General features: G+C 39.6%; 13 protein-coding genes. 6 read left to right on the top strand and 7 right to left on the bottom strand.

Annotated elements, in window-relative coordinates; translation table 11 throughout:
- Nucleotides 1–20: 20 nt before the first annotated feature.
- The 4 genes from I6E70_RS07135 to I6E70_RS07150 form a co-directional block, all read right to left on the bottom strand.
- The gene (locus tag I6E70_RS07135) at nt 21–548 is read right to left on the bottom strand and encodes a response regulator transcription factor (protein ID WP_197188372.1); all 528 of its coding nucleotides are present in this window, start codon (nt 546–548) and stop codon (nt 21–23) included.
- Nucleotides 545–1,786, bottom strand: a complete 1,242-nt coding sequence (locus I6E70_RS07140) for a sensor histidine kinase (protein ID WP_197188469.1) — start codon at nt 1,784–1,786, stop codon at nt 545–547. The genes I6E70_RS07135 and I6E70_RS07140 overlap by 4 nt, the downstream gene beginning before the upstream one ends.
- A 61-nt stretch (nt 1,787–1,847) precedes the next feature.
- Nucleotides 1,848–2,252, bottom strand: a complete 405-nt coding sequence (locus I6E70_RS07145; protein WP_197188373.1) for a nuclear transport factor 2 family protein — start codon at nt 2,250–2,252, stop codon at nt 1,848–1,850.
- Between the two features lie 8 nt (nt 2,253–2,260).
- Nucleotides 2,261–3,568, bottom strand: a complete 1,308-nt coding sequence (locus tag I6E70_RS07150) for a metal-dependent hydrolase family protein (RefSeq protein ID WP_197188374.1) — start codon at nt 3,566–3,568, stop codon at nt 2,261–2,263.
- A gap of 153 nt (nt 3,569–3,721) precedes the next feature.
- Between I6E70_RS07150 and I6E70_RS07155 the strand changes: the two genes are divergently transcribed.
- Nucleotides 3,722–4,801: a ketoacyl-ACP synthase III gene (locus I6E70_RS07155; RefSeq protein WP_197153068.1), complete on the top strand. Its 1,080-nt coding sequence runs from the start codon at nt 3,722–3,724 to the stop codon at nt 4,799–4,801.
- 70 nt (nt 4,802–4,871) lie between these two features.
- Nucleotides 4,872–5,258, top strand: coding sequence for an SMU1112c/YaeR family gloxylase I-like metalloprotein (gene gloA2 / locus I6E70_RS07160; RefSeq protein ID WP_007582358.1), 387 nt, complete (start codon nt 4,872–4,874; stop codon nt 5,256–5,258).
- A gap of 38 nt (nt 5,259–5,296) precedes the next feature.
- Here the strand turns inward: gloA2 and I6E70_RS07165 are convergent, their stop codons facing one another.
- On the bottom strand, nt 5,297–6,661 hold the full coding sequence (locus tag I6E70_RS07165; protein ID WP_010553989.1) for a leucyl aminopeptidase family protein: 1,365 nt from the start codon (nt 6,659–6,661) through the stop codon (nt 5,297–5,299).
- Nucleotides 6,662–6,748: 87 nt separating this feature from the next.
- Complete coding sequence (locus tag I6E70_RS07170) at nt 6,749–7,171, bottom strand: hypothetical protein (protein WP_007582356.1); 423 nt, start codon at nt 7,169–7,171, stop codon at nt 6,749–6,751.
- Between the two features lie 112 nt (nt 7,172–7,283).
- On the opposite strand from I6E70_RS07170, the gene I6E70_RS07175 reads away from it, so the two are divergent.
- The 3 genes from I6E70_RS07175 to I6E70_RS07185 all read left to right on the top strand — a co-directional run bounded on the left by I6E70_RS07175 (nt 7,284) and on the right by I6E70_RS07185 (nt 12,031).
- On the top strand, nt 7,284–7,454 hold the full coding sequence (locus tag I6E70_RS07175; RefSeq protein ID WP_010553991.1) for an oxidoreductase-like domain-containing protein: 171 nt from the start codon (nt 7,284–7,286) through the stop codon (nt 7,452–7,454).
- 310 nt (nt 7,455–7,764) lie between these two features.
- Nucleotides 7,765–10,347, top strand: a complete 2,583-nt coding sequence (locus I6E70_RS07180) for a TonB-dependent receptor plug domain-containing protein (RefSeq protein ID WP_169045158.1) — start codon at nt 7,765–7,767, stop codon at nt 10,345–10,347.
- Between the two features lie 250 nt (nt 10,348–10,597).
- The gene (locus I6E70_RS07185) at nt 10,598–12,031 is read left to right on the top strand and encodes a tetratricopeptide repeat-containing sulfotransferase family protein (RefSeq protein ID WP_197188375.1); all 1,434 of its coding nucleotides are present in this window, start codon (nt 10,598–10,600) and stop codon (nt 12,029–12,031) included.
- Here the strand turns inward: I6E70_RS07185 and I6E70_RS07190 are convergent.
- Nucleotides 11,979–12,932 carry an alpha/beta fold hydrolase gene (locus I6E70_RS07190; RefSeq protein WP_197188376.1) on the bottom strand — a complete coding sequence of 318 codons (954 nt, stop codon included), beginning with the start codon at nt 12,930–12,932 and terminating at the stop codon, nt 11,979–11,981. The genes I6E70_RS07185 and I6E70_RS07190 overlap by 53 nt on opposite strands.
- 128 nt (nt 12,933–13,060) lie before the next feature.
- Here I6E70_RS07190 and rlmF point away from each other — a divergent pair, with 128 nt between their 5' ends.
- Nucleotides 13,061–13,993: a 23S rRNA (adenine(1618)-N(6))-methyltransferase RlmF gene (gene rlmF, locus I6E70_RS07195; RefSeq protein WP_197188377.1), complete on the top strand. Its 933-nt coding sequence runs from the start codon at nt 13,061–13,063 to the stop codon at nt 13,991–13,993.
- Nucleotides 13,994–13,996: the final 3 nt, after the last annotated feature.

Genomic DNA, 13,996 nt, shown 5'->3' on the forward strand with positions numbered 1-13,996 from the left:
TCCTTAAATTAAGTACTAAATTACTGCTGCACCGGCTTTTTTTGTAACTTGCGCTGCAAAGTACGTCTATGCATATTAAGTTGCCTTGCGGTAACCGACACATTGCCATTATTACTGTGCAGTACTTGTTGAATATGCTCCCACTCTAAGCGCTCCGGCGACATAACCGCATCACCAATAACATTCGATGCCGATGCCACAGGCTCGGTGTTAAGCGCTTTTAATAAAGTTGCCATATCAACCGGTTTAGTAAGGTAATCGTTTGCGCCTAAACGCATTGCCTCTACTGCGGTTGCTATACTTGCAAACCCGGTTAGTAAAACAATATGAGCTTGGGGGAGCAAACTACGCAGCGGCTTTATGAGTGCAAGTCCGTTATCGTCACCTAGTTTCATGTCTAATAAAACAAAGTCGGGCAATAGTTTACGCGCGGTAAGTAACGCATCACTTTGATTATGCGCCACCTCGCAGGTAAAGCCTTGTTTAGTTAAGCGCCTTGCCAGTGTGCAGGCTAAATTAATGTCGTCTTCAATTATAAGTAACTTCATGAGGCGTTATTCTCAGTGTTTACAATAGCGAGTTTAACTTTGGCGACAGCGCCGCCATCTGCATGGTTAAACAAGGTAAGCGAGCCATTTAAACGCTCAAAAGTAACGTTTGATAAAAGCACAGCAAGCCCCATTCCTTGATCGCTTGGCATAAGTTGCCCGCCCAGCTCTGCTAACTGAGATGACGAAAAGCCAGGGCCAAAATCACGAATTAGCAAGTAAACGCATTCGCTATGTAAGTTATCTTGCTGCCAACTCAGCTCTAACTGGGTTTGACCTTGTTTTTGATTAGCGAGCGCGGCATTTTGCAATAAATTTAAAATAGCGGGCAATAACATCGCATCACTCAATAGCGTTGCCGCAATTGGTGCCGTAATCCATTTAATTTGCTGATCAGGGTATTGCAGTAAAAGTGTGTCTGTAATTTGTGTTTGCAGTTGCTTTACCGTTACATGCTCTTGTGAATTTTTAAGGCGTAACTGCTCCGAGAGTTTTCTAAAGTCGTTAAGTTGTGTACTGCACTGAGTAAGCGGCGCTTGCATGTGCTTAACAATAGGATTGTTTGGTTGATCCTCTAATAACTCTTCAAACAGTAACTGTAAATTTGCAATTGGGGTCGCTAGTTGATGGGTTATTTGCGCAGCAGCGCCATCAAGAGTAACAAGCTGCTCATTACGCAATTGTTTTTCACGCACGTTAGCAATAATACGCTCTCGCTCTTTAAGTGCCCTGCTCATTGCGCCAATCACTAATGCGATTACGCTAGCACTTAAAACAAAATTAACCCACATACCAATAAAGTGACCACTCATATTCATTTGATGCATACTGTGATCGGGCATCTTTATCAGTAAAAAACTGTATGCGGCAATGGCTAATACCGCAATATAAGCTAATCCTTTTTCTCGCAGCGTAACAGCGGCTATCATTATTGGCAGCAATAACAGTGATACAAATGCATTGGTTGCACCACCGCTTAGCGAGAGTAAAACCGTTAAAAATAATACATCAGCGGTTAACTGCATCAACATACCCAAAGGTTTAGCCTGGCTCACATTACGATAAGCAAATAGGCTAATAAGCTGAAACACAGCCTCAACGGCAATAACAATCAGTAAAGGCAGTAATGCAATTTGATGTTCTAGTAAAAAATAAACGCTAAGCACAGCAATTAATTGCACCGCAATAGCGCCGCTTCGCAGCATTAATAGTCGACTAATGGTGGGGTCGGTACGCATTAACAAGAGGTAATTGCCCAATCAAATGTTTAATAAGGTTATTTTAACGGTTATATGGTTTTTAATCATCATCCATCGAAATTGAAAACGGAGCACAAGGCGTTCCTTGGTGAAACACCATTTGCCATTGCCCACTAGTTTGGCGCCAAAGCGACATACGCAATGAATAATTAAATTCACTGCGAGCAGAGCGCCTATAAGCTGCTTGATAACTAAGTTGCACTACATCATCGCTCAGCATTCGGCCCTTAAAATGCTGATTATAAAACTGTGGCACAACCTCGGTAGGTAAGCGGGTAAGTACTTGGTATTTATTAAATGTAGTGCCGTTGGCAGCAATTTCGATAAATTCATCATCGAGTAAAGCATCTAATGCGCGCTCAGATTGGCGAACTTCTGGGTCTAGTAACTGGCGCTCAGCGTCAATCAAATGATTAAACAACGACACTTTTATTTTGCTGCTCATAACCTTCCCTATTGTTTATAAACTTGCCCGGCTTTCATAACAAATTGCACGTTTTTAAGTACGTCGATATTTTTAAGCGGTGAGCCATTCACACTGATAATATCTGCTTGTTTACCAACACTCAAGTCGCCAATGAGTGCGCTTTGCCCCAGCAGTTTAGCTGCATGTATGGTTGCTGATTTAATAGCTTGGGCTTCGCTCATACCATTGTTTACCATTAAACTAAATTCGTTAGCATTGAGCCCATGACGCGACACCCCAGAGTCTGTTCCAAAAGCTATATTAACCTTGTTTTTCATTGCAAGTTTAAACGAAGCCTGCATTTTTGGAGTAACTTCACGCACTTTGTCGGCTATTGCCGGTGGCATATTTGGATTTGTAAGCACCTCTTCACTTACCGTTGCACCCGCTAAAAGCGTCGGTACTAAATAAGCTCCCGTTTTTTTAAATAACTTTATTGCCTCTTTATCTAAATAAGAGCCATGCTCAATAGAATCTACACCGGCTTTTAAGGCCGCTTTTATACCTTGTGTACCGTGTGCATGCGCTGTAACTTTACGCCCCAAGTGATGAGCAGTATCAACAATTGCAATCAGCTCTGCATCTGTAAGTTGTTGGTTAACACCAGCAGCGGTATTACTTAGTACTCCACCCGTGGCAGTAATTTTAATTACATCAGCGCCACTTTTAATTACCTCGCGTACCGCACGGCTACAATCATCCGCGCCATTACATATACCAATCCCGCCTGTAACCGCATCTGTAATATCTTTTCGATAACCGTGCATATCTGCGTGTCCACCGGTAGGCGATATTGTATTACCCGCTGCAAAAATGCGAGGGCCGTTAATATCATTTCGCTCAATAGCACGTTTTAGCGGAAATATAACTTTGTGATCGCTACCTAAATCTCGCACTGATGTAAAACCCGCATTGAGCGTACGTTGTAAATATTTAATTGAGCGCAAAGCATAATCGGCATCATATTCTGTTGCCCAGCGGTGAGGGTTTGCTTTAGCATCGCGCTCAAACGTAACGTGAACATGCATATCAATAAGACCAGGCATTACAAATTGATTTTTAAGATTTATAATATCGGCATCAGGTAGGTTAAGTTCTGCTTTTGTGAGGTAGCCGTTTTTAATGGCTGTTATTGTATTATCTGTTATGACTAACGTTTGCTCTGTTTTTACTTTTTGATCCTCGGATGCAAGTAAACTGCCCGCATAAATAATTTTATGCTGTTGAGCAAAAGCCCCATTTGCTATTAATGCCAGCGTTATTGCAGTGAATGTTGTTATTAGTGTTGTTTTCATACTTGCTCCTTTTTTATACTAGCATTACCTTAAATAACCTGTAATTGCGAATATTTACGACACAAAGCATGCTATAAACTAGTCTTGAAAGCCGTTTTTTGGTATAACTCATCCATTAGTAATACATGTCAGACCACCTTAAGAGAACATACTATGCCTTACGCACATATCACTGGTTGGGGTAAATGCATTCCACCAGCAAGCATTAGCAACGATGAAATTAGTGAAATAGTTGATACCACCGACGAGTGGATAACCTCGCGTACAGGCATTAAATCTCGCCGAGTGAGCCATGTAAGTACCGCCGAGCTGGCAACCGTTGCTGCTAAGCATGCTATTGCGTGCGCAGGCGTTGATCCTAAAGATATTGATTTAGTAATATTAGCAACCTGTACACCTTCTACTGTTGTGGCAAATACCGCCTCACAAGTGCAAAAAAACATTGGTGCAACAGGCGCTGCCGCAATGGATACAAACGCGGCATGTTCGGGCTTTTTATATGCATTGCAAGCTGCTACAGCACAAATTCAAGCGGGTATGATCAAAAAAGCAGTGGTCATTGCCGCTGAGCGTATGACCTGGTACGTAAACTGGGCACGTCGCGATAGCGCTGTTTTATTTGGCGATGGCGCTGGTGCAGTAGTACTTGAAGCGGCAGATACGCCAGCTGGTTTACTAGCAACCAAAACTGGTTGTGACAGTGAAGACCGCGATATTTTACACATCACTAACTTTGGTAGTGATTTAAATAAATATGAGCCAATTGGACCATCTGATTTATTATTTGAAGGTCGTGAAATTTTCAAACGTGCTGTTAAAGGCATGAGCGAAGCGTGCGACGATGTACTTAAACAAGCCGATTTGAGCCTTGATGACATTAATGTACTCGTTCCACACCAAGCTAACTTACGTATTATTCAAGCTATTCAGCATCGTTTAAAAGTACCTGACGAAAAAGTAATGGTTAACATTGGTGAGTATGGTAATACCTCTGCTGCTACGATTGCTATTGCGTTATGTGAAGCCGTTGAGCAAGGGTTAATTAAACCGCATTCAAACATTATGTCTGCTGCATTTGGTGCAGGCCTTACGTGGGCTGCAAGTTACATAAAATGGGGCGAACGCGTAACGCCTATTAGTGTAAGCGATGCCGCTTTACCGCCATGTAATAAAACCGGTTTAGAACTTGTAGCACCGGCCGTTAAAGCATGTAAAGAAGCGCAGCCCAGCTAACACAACATGTAATAAGTCACATATAAAACGCACTTAATTAAGTGCGTTTTTGCTTTTTAAGGAATTAAATTTGAAACTTTTAGGTATTCACCACGCTGCTATTATTTGTAGTGACTATGCACGCTCTAAACACTTTTATAGCAATGTACTTAAACTTAACGTTATTAATGAGCACTTTAGAGCTGATCGTAATTCATATAAGTTAGATTTAGCCATGCCCGATGGTAGCCAAATAGAGCTATTTTCGTTTGATGGAGCGCCCGCAAGACCAAGCTATCCCGAAGCACAAGGCTTAAGACATTTAGCTTTTAAGGTAGCGGATGTACAGATTGCAAAAACGTATTTAGAGTCGTGCGAAGTAAACGTTGAGGATATTAGAGTGGATGAAATAACCGGCAAAAAGTTTACCTTTTTTGCCGATCCAGATAACTTGCCACTTGAGCTTTATGAGGTTTAAAACTCATAAGCTCAAGTTCTTACTATTGAATCAAAAACTTATTTATTAAAACGATTTTGTAAGTAGTTAAATACAGCACGAATACCTAATGCTTCACCACCCGTTGGACGACCTGGTAATGCACGTAAGTTCCACGCCATTACATCAAAGTGTACCCACGGTGTTGTTGGCTCAACAAATTCTTTTAAGTAAAGCGCTGCAGTAATAGCACCACCAAACGGTGTACTTGCGCAGTTTGCCATATCGGCTACATCACTTTTTAGTAAGCTTTTATATTGCTCAAACAACGGAAGTTGCCAAACGGGATCATGGACACTTAAACCTGCATCAATAATACCGTTTGCTACATCGCGCTCTGTTGAGAAAAAGCCCGGAAGCTCCGTGCCTAACGCAACACGACATGCACCCGTAAGGGTAGCAAAATCAATAATTAGCTCAGGATTATCGTTTTGTGCTTCGCTTAATGCATCACACAATACTAAGCGCCCTTCTGCGTCTGTATTATCAATTTCGACCATAATGCCTTTGCGTGTTTTAACAACATCGCCAGGGCGAAATGCATTGCGCGATACTGCATTTTCAACAGCAGGTACAAGCACTCGTAATCTAATTGGTAAGTTAGCTGCCATAATAAGCTGTGCTAGTGCAATTACATGCGCGGCGCCGCCCATGTCTTTTTTCATGTTACGCATGCCAGAGCTTGGTTTTAAATCAAGTCCGCCTGAGTCAAAACATACGCCCTTACCTACTAGTGTAATTAATGGAGCATCTGTTGCACCCCATTTTAAATCGAGTAAACGCGGTTTATTTTCGCTTGCACGACCCACCATGTGAATAGTCGGGTAGTTTTGCTCTAGTAACTCATCGCCAATCCACTGTGAAAATTCGCCGTTGTAAGTTGCAGCTAAATCTTCCATTACTTGCGATAAATGTTGCGGCATCATATCTACCGCTGGAGTATTAACTAAATCACGTGCAAGTGTAATGGCATCTGCTTGTTGGCTAATACGCTCAAACAACGCTTTATCGCTAATGGCTAATTGCGCTTTTGCTGTTGGCTTTTCTTTATATTCACTAAATTCGTAACCACCAAGCACAAATCCTAAAGCAACTTGCTCTACAAAAGCGCTCTCGCCTTGAATTTGATAAGTACCAGTAGGAAGTGTATTTGCTAAATTACCCGCAGCCCAAAAATCATCGCTACTTTGCATTAAACAAAATACCTGGCTTAACTCGCCCGTTTTAGCATCAGGGATTAAAGCAACACCTTGCTTTTCGAAACCTGTATTAGTTAACCAATTTTGTATAAATGCAGGCTGCTGTGCTTGCCAGTCAGATAATTCGTTTTTAAGAATAAAAGATAAAGGAATACCAGAAGATGTATGACGTAGTAATGCACTCATTAAAAAGCTCATATAATATAAAAATGGTACTTAAGAGCATATCAATAAGCGCACCTAAAAGGTATCGCTAATTTGAAGGGATTTTAACTACTTTTTTAAGCTATTTTTGGATTCTTGCTTTTGATTTTCTTGATCTATTTTAGCATCAAGTTCTTTAATCGATTTGTTCATATTAAACGAACTTGGCAGTACATCAACTCCCACTAAACTCCCTAATTTAACAACTAAAGGAATTGTAAGCGGGGCAAAAGGTAATACTGCAAACACACCGAGCCCTAACCCTTTTAAAATATCAACAAACTGTTCATTAGCGCGTTTTAACTCCTCTTTACTTGTTTGACCTTGAGTGTAGCGCCTATAAATAGAGAGCATTTCTTTGGTTTCTTGTTTTTCTTGCGCAAGTGCAATTTTAAGCGCCACCATAGCACGGCGAAAACGCAGCTGTTGGCGTTTCTTACTAATTTTAACTACCCGCCAAGGTGCACGGTGAATAACTTTATATAATCGCATAACTTTTATTTTCACACAGCAGCACGGGTTCACAAAGAATAATTTACTTACAACATCCTTTAACTTATCCTTTGCACCAAATTAGTATTAAATACATACAACAACACTGAATATGACAAACCAACTACCGCAAAAACCTGAAAAACCAAAATCTGATGAATGTTGTGGTGGTGGCAGTTGCTGCCCCTGCGTGTGGGATGAATATAAAGAAAAATTAGCAACTTGGCGATGCGCACAAAACATTGAAAACCCCACCAAAAAGAAACAAATAAATAACATTTAAATACTGATAACGCATTAATTTTCCTCTCAACAACCCTATTTGCACTTATTTAGTTCATTTTAGCTTTACTTTGCACCATTGTTGCATTTTTTCTTAAATTGAATCTTTTTGTTATCAAATGGTTAATTAGCAATTGCCCTTCCCGTTTTTTACCTATAGTCTGTAAATAGGACTTCACAAAAAGTAAGCTTAATTGATTAGGCTTTTGAGCTAAACCCTCAAACTTATGTGAAACAAAAAATTAAGTTAAAAATAAATGATGTGAAATTAGCATCAAAAATAAGAATTATTCTAACTGGGGAAAATTAGAATGAAATTAAAAAATAATGCGCTAAACCAAGCAATCAAATTTGCTTTAGCTACAACCACTGCAGGGTTGTTTTTTTCGGGTTCTGCTATTGCAGCAGACGAGCAACAGCAAACTAAAGTAAATAAAAACGTAGAGAAAATTGCCGTAGTAGGTACGCGCTCAGCTCCACGTTCAATCGGTGACTCACCAGTTCCAATCGATATTATTGGTGGCGAAGAATTAGAAAGATCTGGCAATACCGACATGCTTGAGCTCTTAAAAGGTGCAGTGCCATCTTTTAACGTACATCAAAATCCTATTAGCGATGCGGCCTCTCTTGTTCGCCCAGCTAACTTACGTGGTTTACCATCAGACAGCACATTGGTTCTTTTAAACGGCAAACGTCGTCATCGTGCTTCTGTAATTGCATTTTTAGGCGGTGGTATTAACGATGGCGCGCAAGGCGCAGATATTTCAGTTATTCCAAGCATTGCTATTAAACAAGTAGAAGTACTTCGTGATGGCGCGGCTGCACAGTATGGTTCTGACGCAATCGCCGGTGTAATGAACTTCCAACTAAAAGACGCTTCTGAAGGTGGTAAATTAGAAATCCGCCATGGTCAATTTTATGAAGGTGACGGCGATACAACACAAGTGTCGGGTAACGTGGGTTTACCGTTTACCGACAATGGCTTTGCTAATTTAAGCTTTCAATATAAAACAGCTGATGCAACAAGCCGCTCAGTTCAACGTGCCGATGCCGCAGCACTTTCAGCTGCCGGTGTTCCTGATGTATCTTCTCTTGCACAAGTATGGGGCGCACCAGAAGTAGATGACGATATTACAATTTTTGGTAACGTGGGTTTAGAGCTAACAAACGATTCTGAATTTTACATGTTTGGTAATTACTCTGAACGTGATGTACGCGGCGGCTTTTATTACCGTAACCCGCAAACACGTTCTGGCGTTTACTCAAATGATGGTGGCGAAACACTGCTTGTTGCAGATTTAACACCTGATATGAGCGCTAACTGTCCTACTATTGCAATAACAGATGGCAACGTACTAGATGATCCAGCTTACATAAATGGTGTAGCGAACAACCCAGATTGTTTTGCATTTAACGAGTCGCTTCCAGGTGGTTTTACACCTAACTTTGGCGGCAACATTACTGATACTTCTTTAACTATCGGTACTAAAGGGCGATTCACTGGTGGCTTCTTAAAAGATACTTACTATGACTTAAGCGGTACTGTGGGTTTAAATGAATCACGTTACTTTATTTACGATACGGTTAATGCCTCTTTAGGTGCAGATACACCACGTGATTTCAGCCCAGGTAAATATGAGCAACTAGAGAAAAACTTTAACTTTGATTTATCAAAGGGTGTCGACTTTGGTTTAGCTTATGATGTAAATATTGCCGGTGGTTTTGAATGGCATGAAGAAACATTCACTATCATTTCTGGTGATGAAGAATCTTACACAGCAGGCCCTTTAACAGAACAAGGTTTTGGTATTGGCTCTAACGGCTTCCCTGGTTTTAAACCATCACAAGCAGGTGAGTTTTCTCGTCGTAACTATGCAGCATATGTTGATGTTGAAGCACCATTTACTGAAGATTTCTTAATGGGCGTAGCACTTCGATTTGAAGACTACGACAGCTTTGGTACTACAACTAACTACAAAGTAATGGCTCAATACCATTTAACCGAAGATTTAAACATTCGTGGTTCTGTAAGTAGCGGTTTCCGTGCACCTACAGTTGGTCAAGCTAACGTAAGTAACGTACAAACAAGCTTAGACAGCGGCGTATTACAAGACTCAGCGCTTCTTCCACCAACAAACCCAATTGCAGTGCAATTAGGTGGTACAGAGCTTGAGCCGGAAGAATCGCAAAGTTATACACTTGGTGCTGTATACACAATCGGCGAGTTATTTTTAACGCTTGATTACTACAACATCCAAGTAGATGACCGTATTAGCCAATCAGATAAAATCAACTTAAGCCAAGCAGATAAAGATACACTTGCAGCGGCTGGAGTTCCTAATGTACAAGGTCTTGCTCAAGTAAGCTTTTTTACAAATGACTTTGATACAACAACACAAGGTATCGATTTAGTCGCAAACTATACTGCTGAACTAATGGGCGGTAGCTCTACATTTAGCCTTGCTTATAACTGGAATGATACTGAAGTAACTCAATTTAGTGAGATTACAGGTGCGTTTAAAGTTAAACGCTTAGAAGAAGATTTACCTAATCATCGTGCAACGTTCACATTGTCTCAACAATGGGAATCAGTTTCTGCATTCGCTCGTGCAAACTACTACGGCGAATACCAAGGTGTTCACGTTGATTATGATGCAACAGCTAAAACAGCTGATGCTGCAGTCACTATTGATGCTGAAGTAACTTACTTCTTAAATGAATCTGTTAGCTTCTCTGTAGGCGCTCAAAACATATTTGACCAAGACGCTGAAAAGCTAGATTTTGCTGATAGAATTGATACGCCTAACAATAACTGGGGTGGTCAGTTCTACGAGACATCTCCGTTTGGTATTAACGGTGGCTTTTACTACGCTAAAGCAACATATACTTTCTAAACTATTTTCATGAAGAACCAAAGGCGAAATGTTAAAGACATTTCGCCTTTTTAATTTTATAGTTAATAAAAATAATAATGAACAATACCAATTGCATTGAATAAGTGTTCTATTATAGCGCTCAGAAAATAGCGTAATAACAAGGCGAAAACTATGATATATAGTTGCTCTATATGAATAATTTTTAACGCAGTGAGTACGCTATTTAATGCGATAGAATGATTATTTTTTTAATAAAATTGGTATAACTATGCTACTTAATAAAGCCAACCAACTACTGCAACAAAATAAACTCAAAGAAGCTGAGTTTCATTTTAAAACGCTATTAAATAGTAATCCCGAAAATGGTGAAGCTTTATTTGGCTTAGGCAGAATTGCCCTACGATTAGAGCGTTATGACGCTGCCGTGTACTTACTCCAAAAAGCGTGTGAGCGCATGCCTCATATGCTTGAACCATTACATGCCCTTGCTGATGCATTTAACGGTGTTAATTCACCAAACGATGCGTTAACGGTGCTCGAATACGCAAAAAAATTAGCAAGTCATAACCCAGAACCTCATTATTATTTAGCACAGCACTATTTAACACATGGCGAGTTAGATAAAGCCCATACAACCTTTGCTCATGCACTCAGTATTGGAGTATACCCTGTAACAGCTTATATTTTATTTGAACTTGTGCAGTTAGGCCGGTTTGATAAAGAGCATAATTATGTAAGTAATTTGCACCACTTACTAACTCAAACGAGCAATTTACGTTTAAAAATGGTGTGTTACTACGCATTAGCAAACAGTTACGATGCACTTGAAGATACCGAGCAAGCATTTAATTATTTTATATTGGCGAATAAATTACAAAAAAAATTAAGTGAATTTAGCACTAAAGATTTAATCCCTTTTTACGATGAAATAATAAAATACAACACCGAGGAATTTATTGCCTCTGCCGATAAAAAATTTACAGGTAATATTACGCCTGTCTTTATTATTGGTATGCCTCGTAGTGGCTCTACCCTCCTGGAGCAAATGTTGGCAAGCCATAGTCAGTTTTCGAGCCTAGGAGAAAGTACGAGTATTAGTAATAACGCGGTTGCTTTTATCGAACAAAAAACGGGAGTTGCTTACCCGCAATGTTTAGCGCATTTAACGCCTGACTTAATCAAAAAAGCCCGCGAGCTTTATATCACAACATTAAAAACAGCATTGCCCATCAGACCTTTTATAATAAATAAACTGCCGAGTAATTATCAGTCGCTCGGACTAATATATATCCTATTTCCAAATGCCAAATTTATAAACTTAAGTCGTAATTTTAATGCTACAGCGTTTTCTATTTTCACTAATTACTTTGCTGAAAACGAGCCTTATTTTTGCTCACTACCTGAGTTTAAGCTTTACCATAGTGTGTATGAAAAACTGATGAGCCATTGGCACTCCTTTAAAGGTATGCCAATTTATGATGTCAGTTACGAAGATTTAGTGAGTACCCCAAAAGAGCAGCTAACGCAGTTACTTGGTTTTTTAAACTGTCATTTTGAAGAGCGCTGCTTAGCGTTTTATAAACAAAAAACACCGGTAACCACGTTGAGTAAACATGCTATTCGCCAACCTATTAATAACGCCGCAATCGCTAAGTGGGAGCGTTACAAAACACCTCTTTTAAAGTTACTTGATGAGAATTAATCGGACGTGCTTTAAACCAATTAAGTAAATCTTTAAATTGATCATCACGCGCACTTGGGTGGGTAAGCATATTAATATGATCGTAATCAAAATTATGCCCGTGTTTACGACCGTAAATTCGCATTTGTTGAATGCCAGGCCCTGATTCGTCCATAAACTTTTGAATATCGATTGGTTGCGCTAATGCTTTATCTTTTACCGCAGCAATATGAAGCGTTGGCGGTAAATGCAGATTGTTTAGCGCTTTTGCATAATCAAAATTATCATCAGAATCTATCCATGGCTTCTTTTTAGCCCATTGCATACTTTGATAATGCGACTTTTGAGTTTCGTTATCGCTTCCCCACTTATAACCTTTAGCATTTAAATAGCCGTGTTTTTTAGCAAGTAAAGGTGCCATAAAATACCAAATTAAATTGGCTTGTAATAATTTTTGAGGATGGTTATTAAATAAAGAACGCTTAGAGCCAAAATACACACACGCTTTTACATCATTAATATATTCTGGAAAACGTGCAAACGCGCTGTTCATCAATACCCCGCCCCAAGAGTGAGCGACCCAGTAGTCAGGCTTCTTGCCTTCAATCAACTCTATTTGCTTAATAAAGGCAGGGATGTCTTCTAGGATAGACTCAGTTTGTCCATATTCTGACTCGCTCGAAATAATTGGTTTACTATCACCTCGACCACGTAAATCAGCAACATAACAACAATATCCATGCTCAGCTAAAAATGGTGCGAGCCCTTTATTGGAGTGCGTGTAAAAAATTTTACCGTTTTCTACAGCTCCATGCATAAAAAATACGATAGGCCCTTGCTGACCTTCATCGCTAATACGGCGTAAATGAAGTGTTTGGTGAGCGTCTAAATTAATAATTATTGATTGCTGAGAAATTGCCACAGTTATTCCTTTTTATTATTTTCAACTCATCCTACCAGTAATATTAAATATACCAAAGGAAATGTCTGCACTTTACTCATCAGCATTTGTTACAATCACCACATCATATCTGTTGTTAAAATGAAGCCATGAAAGAAAATAATACACGTTCAAAACTACACCCTCGTAACCTACATAAAAATGGGTACGACTTCGATTTATTAACAACAGAGCACCCTGCTCTACTGCCTTTTGTTATAACCACACCTGCAGGCACTAAAAGCATTGATTTTAGTGATAACAAAGCCGTTAAAACACTTAATCAAGGGCTTTTAAAAGCTCACTACAATATTGATTTTTGGGATATTCCTGAGCATAATTTATGCCCACCTATACCTGGGCGTGTTGACTACATTCATTACTTAGCCGATTTATTAAGTGATGATAACCAACAACAAATACCTTTAGGTAAGCAAATTAAAGTGCTTGATATTGGTACTGGCGCTAATTTAGTTTACCCGCTTACTGGTACAAGTGAATATAAGTGGCATTTTACAGGGACTGATATTGATCCAGCTTCGGTAAAAATAGCAAAGCAAATTGCTCAGTTTAATGGTTTAAAAATAATCCTAAAACAACAAAAAAACGCATCACATATTTTTAAAGGCGTTATAAATCAAAAAGATCTATACCATTTAACGCTCTGTAACCCTCCGTTTCATGCAAACGAAGAAGAGGCGAGTAAAGGCAGTGAACGCAAGTGGAAAAACCTAGGAAAAACACCCAGTAGCACACTTAACTTTGGTGGTCATAATAATGAATTATGGTGTGAAGGCGGTGAAGTACAGTTTATCTCTAACATGATTAAAGAGAGCGAAGACTTTGCAGAGCAAGTACTGTGGTTTACGTCGTTAGTCTCTAAAAAAGATAATATTGCAGCCCTTGAAGAAGTATTAAAAGCCCACCCAATAGCACAATATAAAATAGTTGATATGGCACAAGGTCAAAAAATTAGCCGCTTTATTGCATGGAGCTACTTTGATAAAGAAACTCGTGAACAAATTTGTAGCGAGCTGGCTTAGTAC

It is taken from the genome of Pseudoalteromonas sp. NGC95 (assembly GCF_015864705.1).
In the GTDB taxonomy this organism is placed as follows: domain Bacteria; phylum Pseudomonadota; class Gammaproteobacteria; order Enterobacterales; family Alteromonadaceae; genus Pseudoalteromonas; species Pseudoalteromonas arctica.

Excerpts from the sequence above, each read along its gene's own strand:
- I6E70_RS07135 (WP_197188372.1), bottom strand. The coding sequence starts at position 548 with ATGAAGTTACTTATAATTGAAGACGACATTAATTTAGCCTGCACACTG.
- I6E70_RS07140 (WP_197188469.1), bottom strand. The coding sequence starts at position 1,786 with ATGCGTACCGACCCCACCATTAGTCGACTATTAATGCTGCGAAGCGGC.
- I6E70_RS07145 (WP_197188373.1), bottom strand. The coding sequence starts at position 2,252 with ATGAGCAGCAAAATAAAAGTGTCGTTGTTTAATCATTTGATTGACGCT.
- I6E70_RS07150 (WP_197188374.1), bottom strand. The coding sequence starts at position 3,568 with ATGAAAACAACACTAATAACAACATTCACTGCAATAACGCTGGCATTA.
- I6E70_RS07155 (WP_197153068.1), top strand. The coding sequence starts at position 3,722 with ATGCCTTACGCACATATCACTGGTTGGGGTAAATGCATTCCACCAGCA.
- I6E70_RS07165 (WP_010553989.1), bottom strand. The coding sequence starts at position 6,661 with ATGAGTGCATTACTACGTCATACATCTTCTGGTATTCCTTTATCTTTT.
- I6E70_RS07170 (WP_007582356.1), bottom strand. The coding sequence starts at position 7,171 with ATGCGATTATATAAAGTTATTCACCGTGCACCTTGGCGGGTAGTTAAA.
- I6E70_RS07175 (WP_010553991.1), top strand. The coding sequence starts at position 7,284 with ATGACAAACCAACTACCGCAAAAACCTGAAAAACCAAAATCTGATGAA.
- I6E70_RS07180 (WP_169045158.1), top strand. The coding sequence starts at position 7,765 with ATGAAATTAAAAAATAATGCGCTAAACCAAGCAATCAAATTTGCTTTA.
- I6E70_RS07185 (WP_197188375.1), top strand. The coding sequence starts at position 10,598 with ATGCTACTTAATAAAGCCAACCAACTACTGCAACAAAATAAACTCAAA.
- rlmF (WP_197188377.1), top strand. The coding sequence starts at position 13,061 with ATGAAAGAAAATAATACACGTTCAAAACTACACCCTCGTAACCTACAT.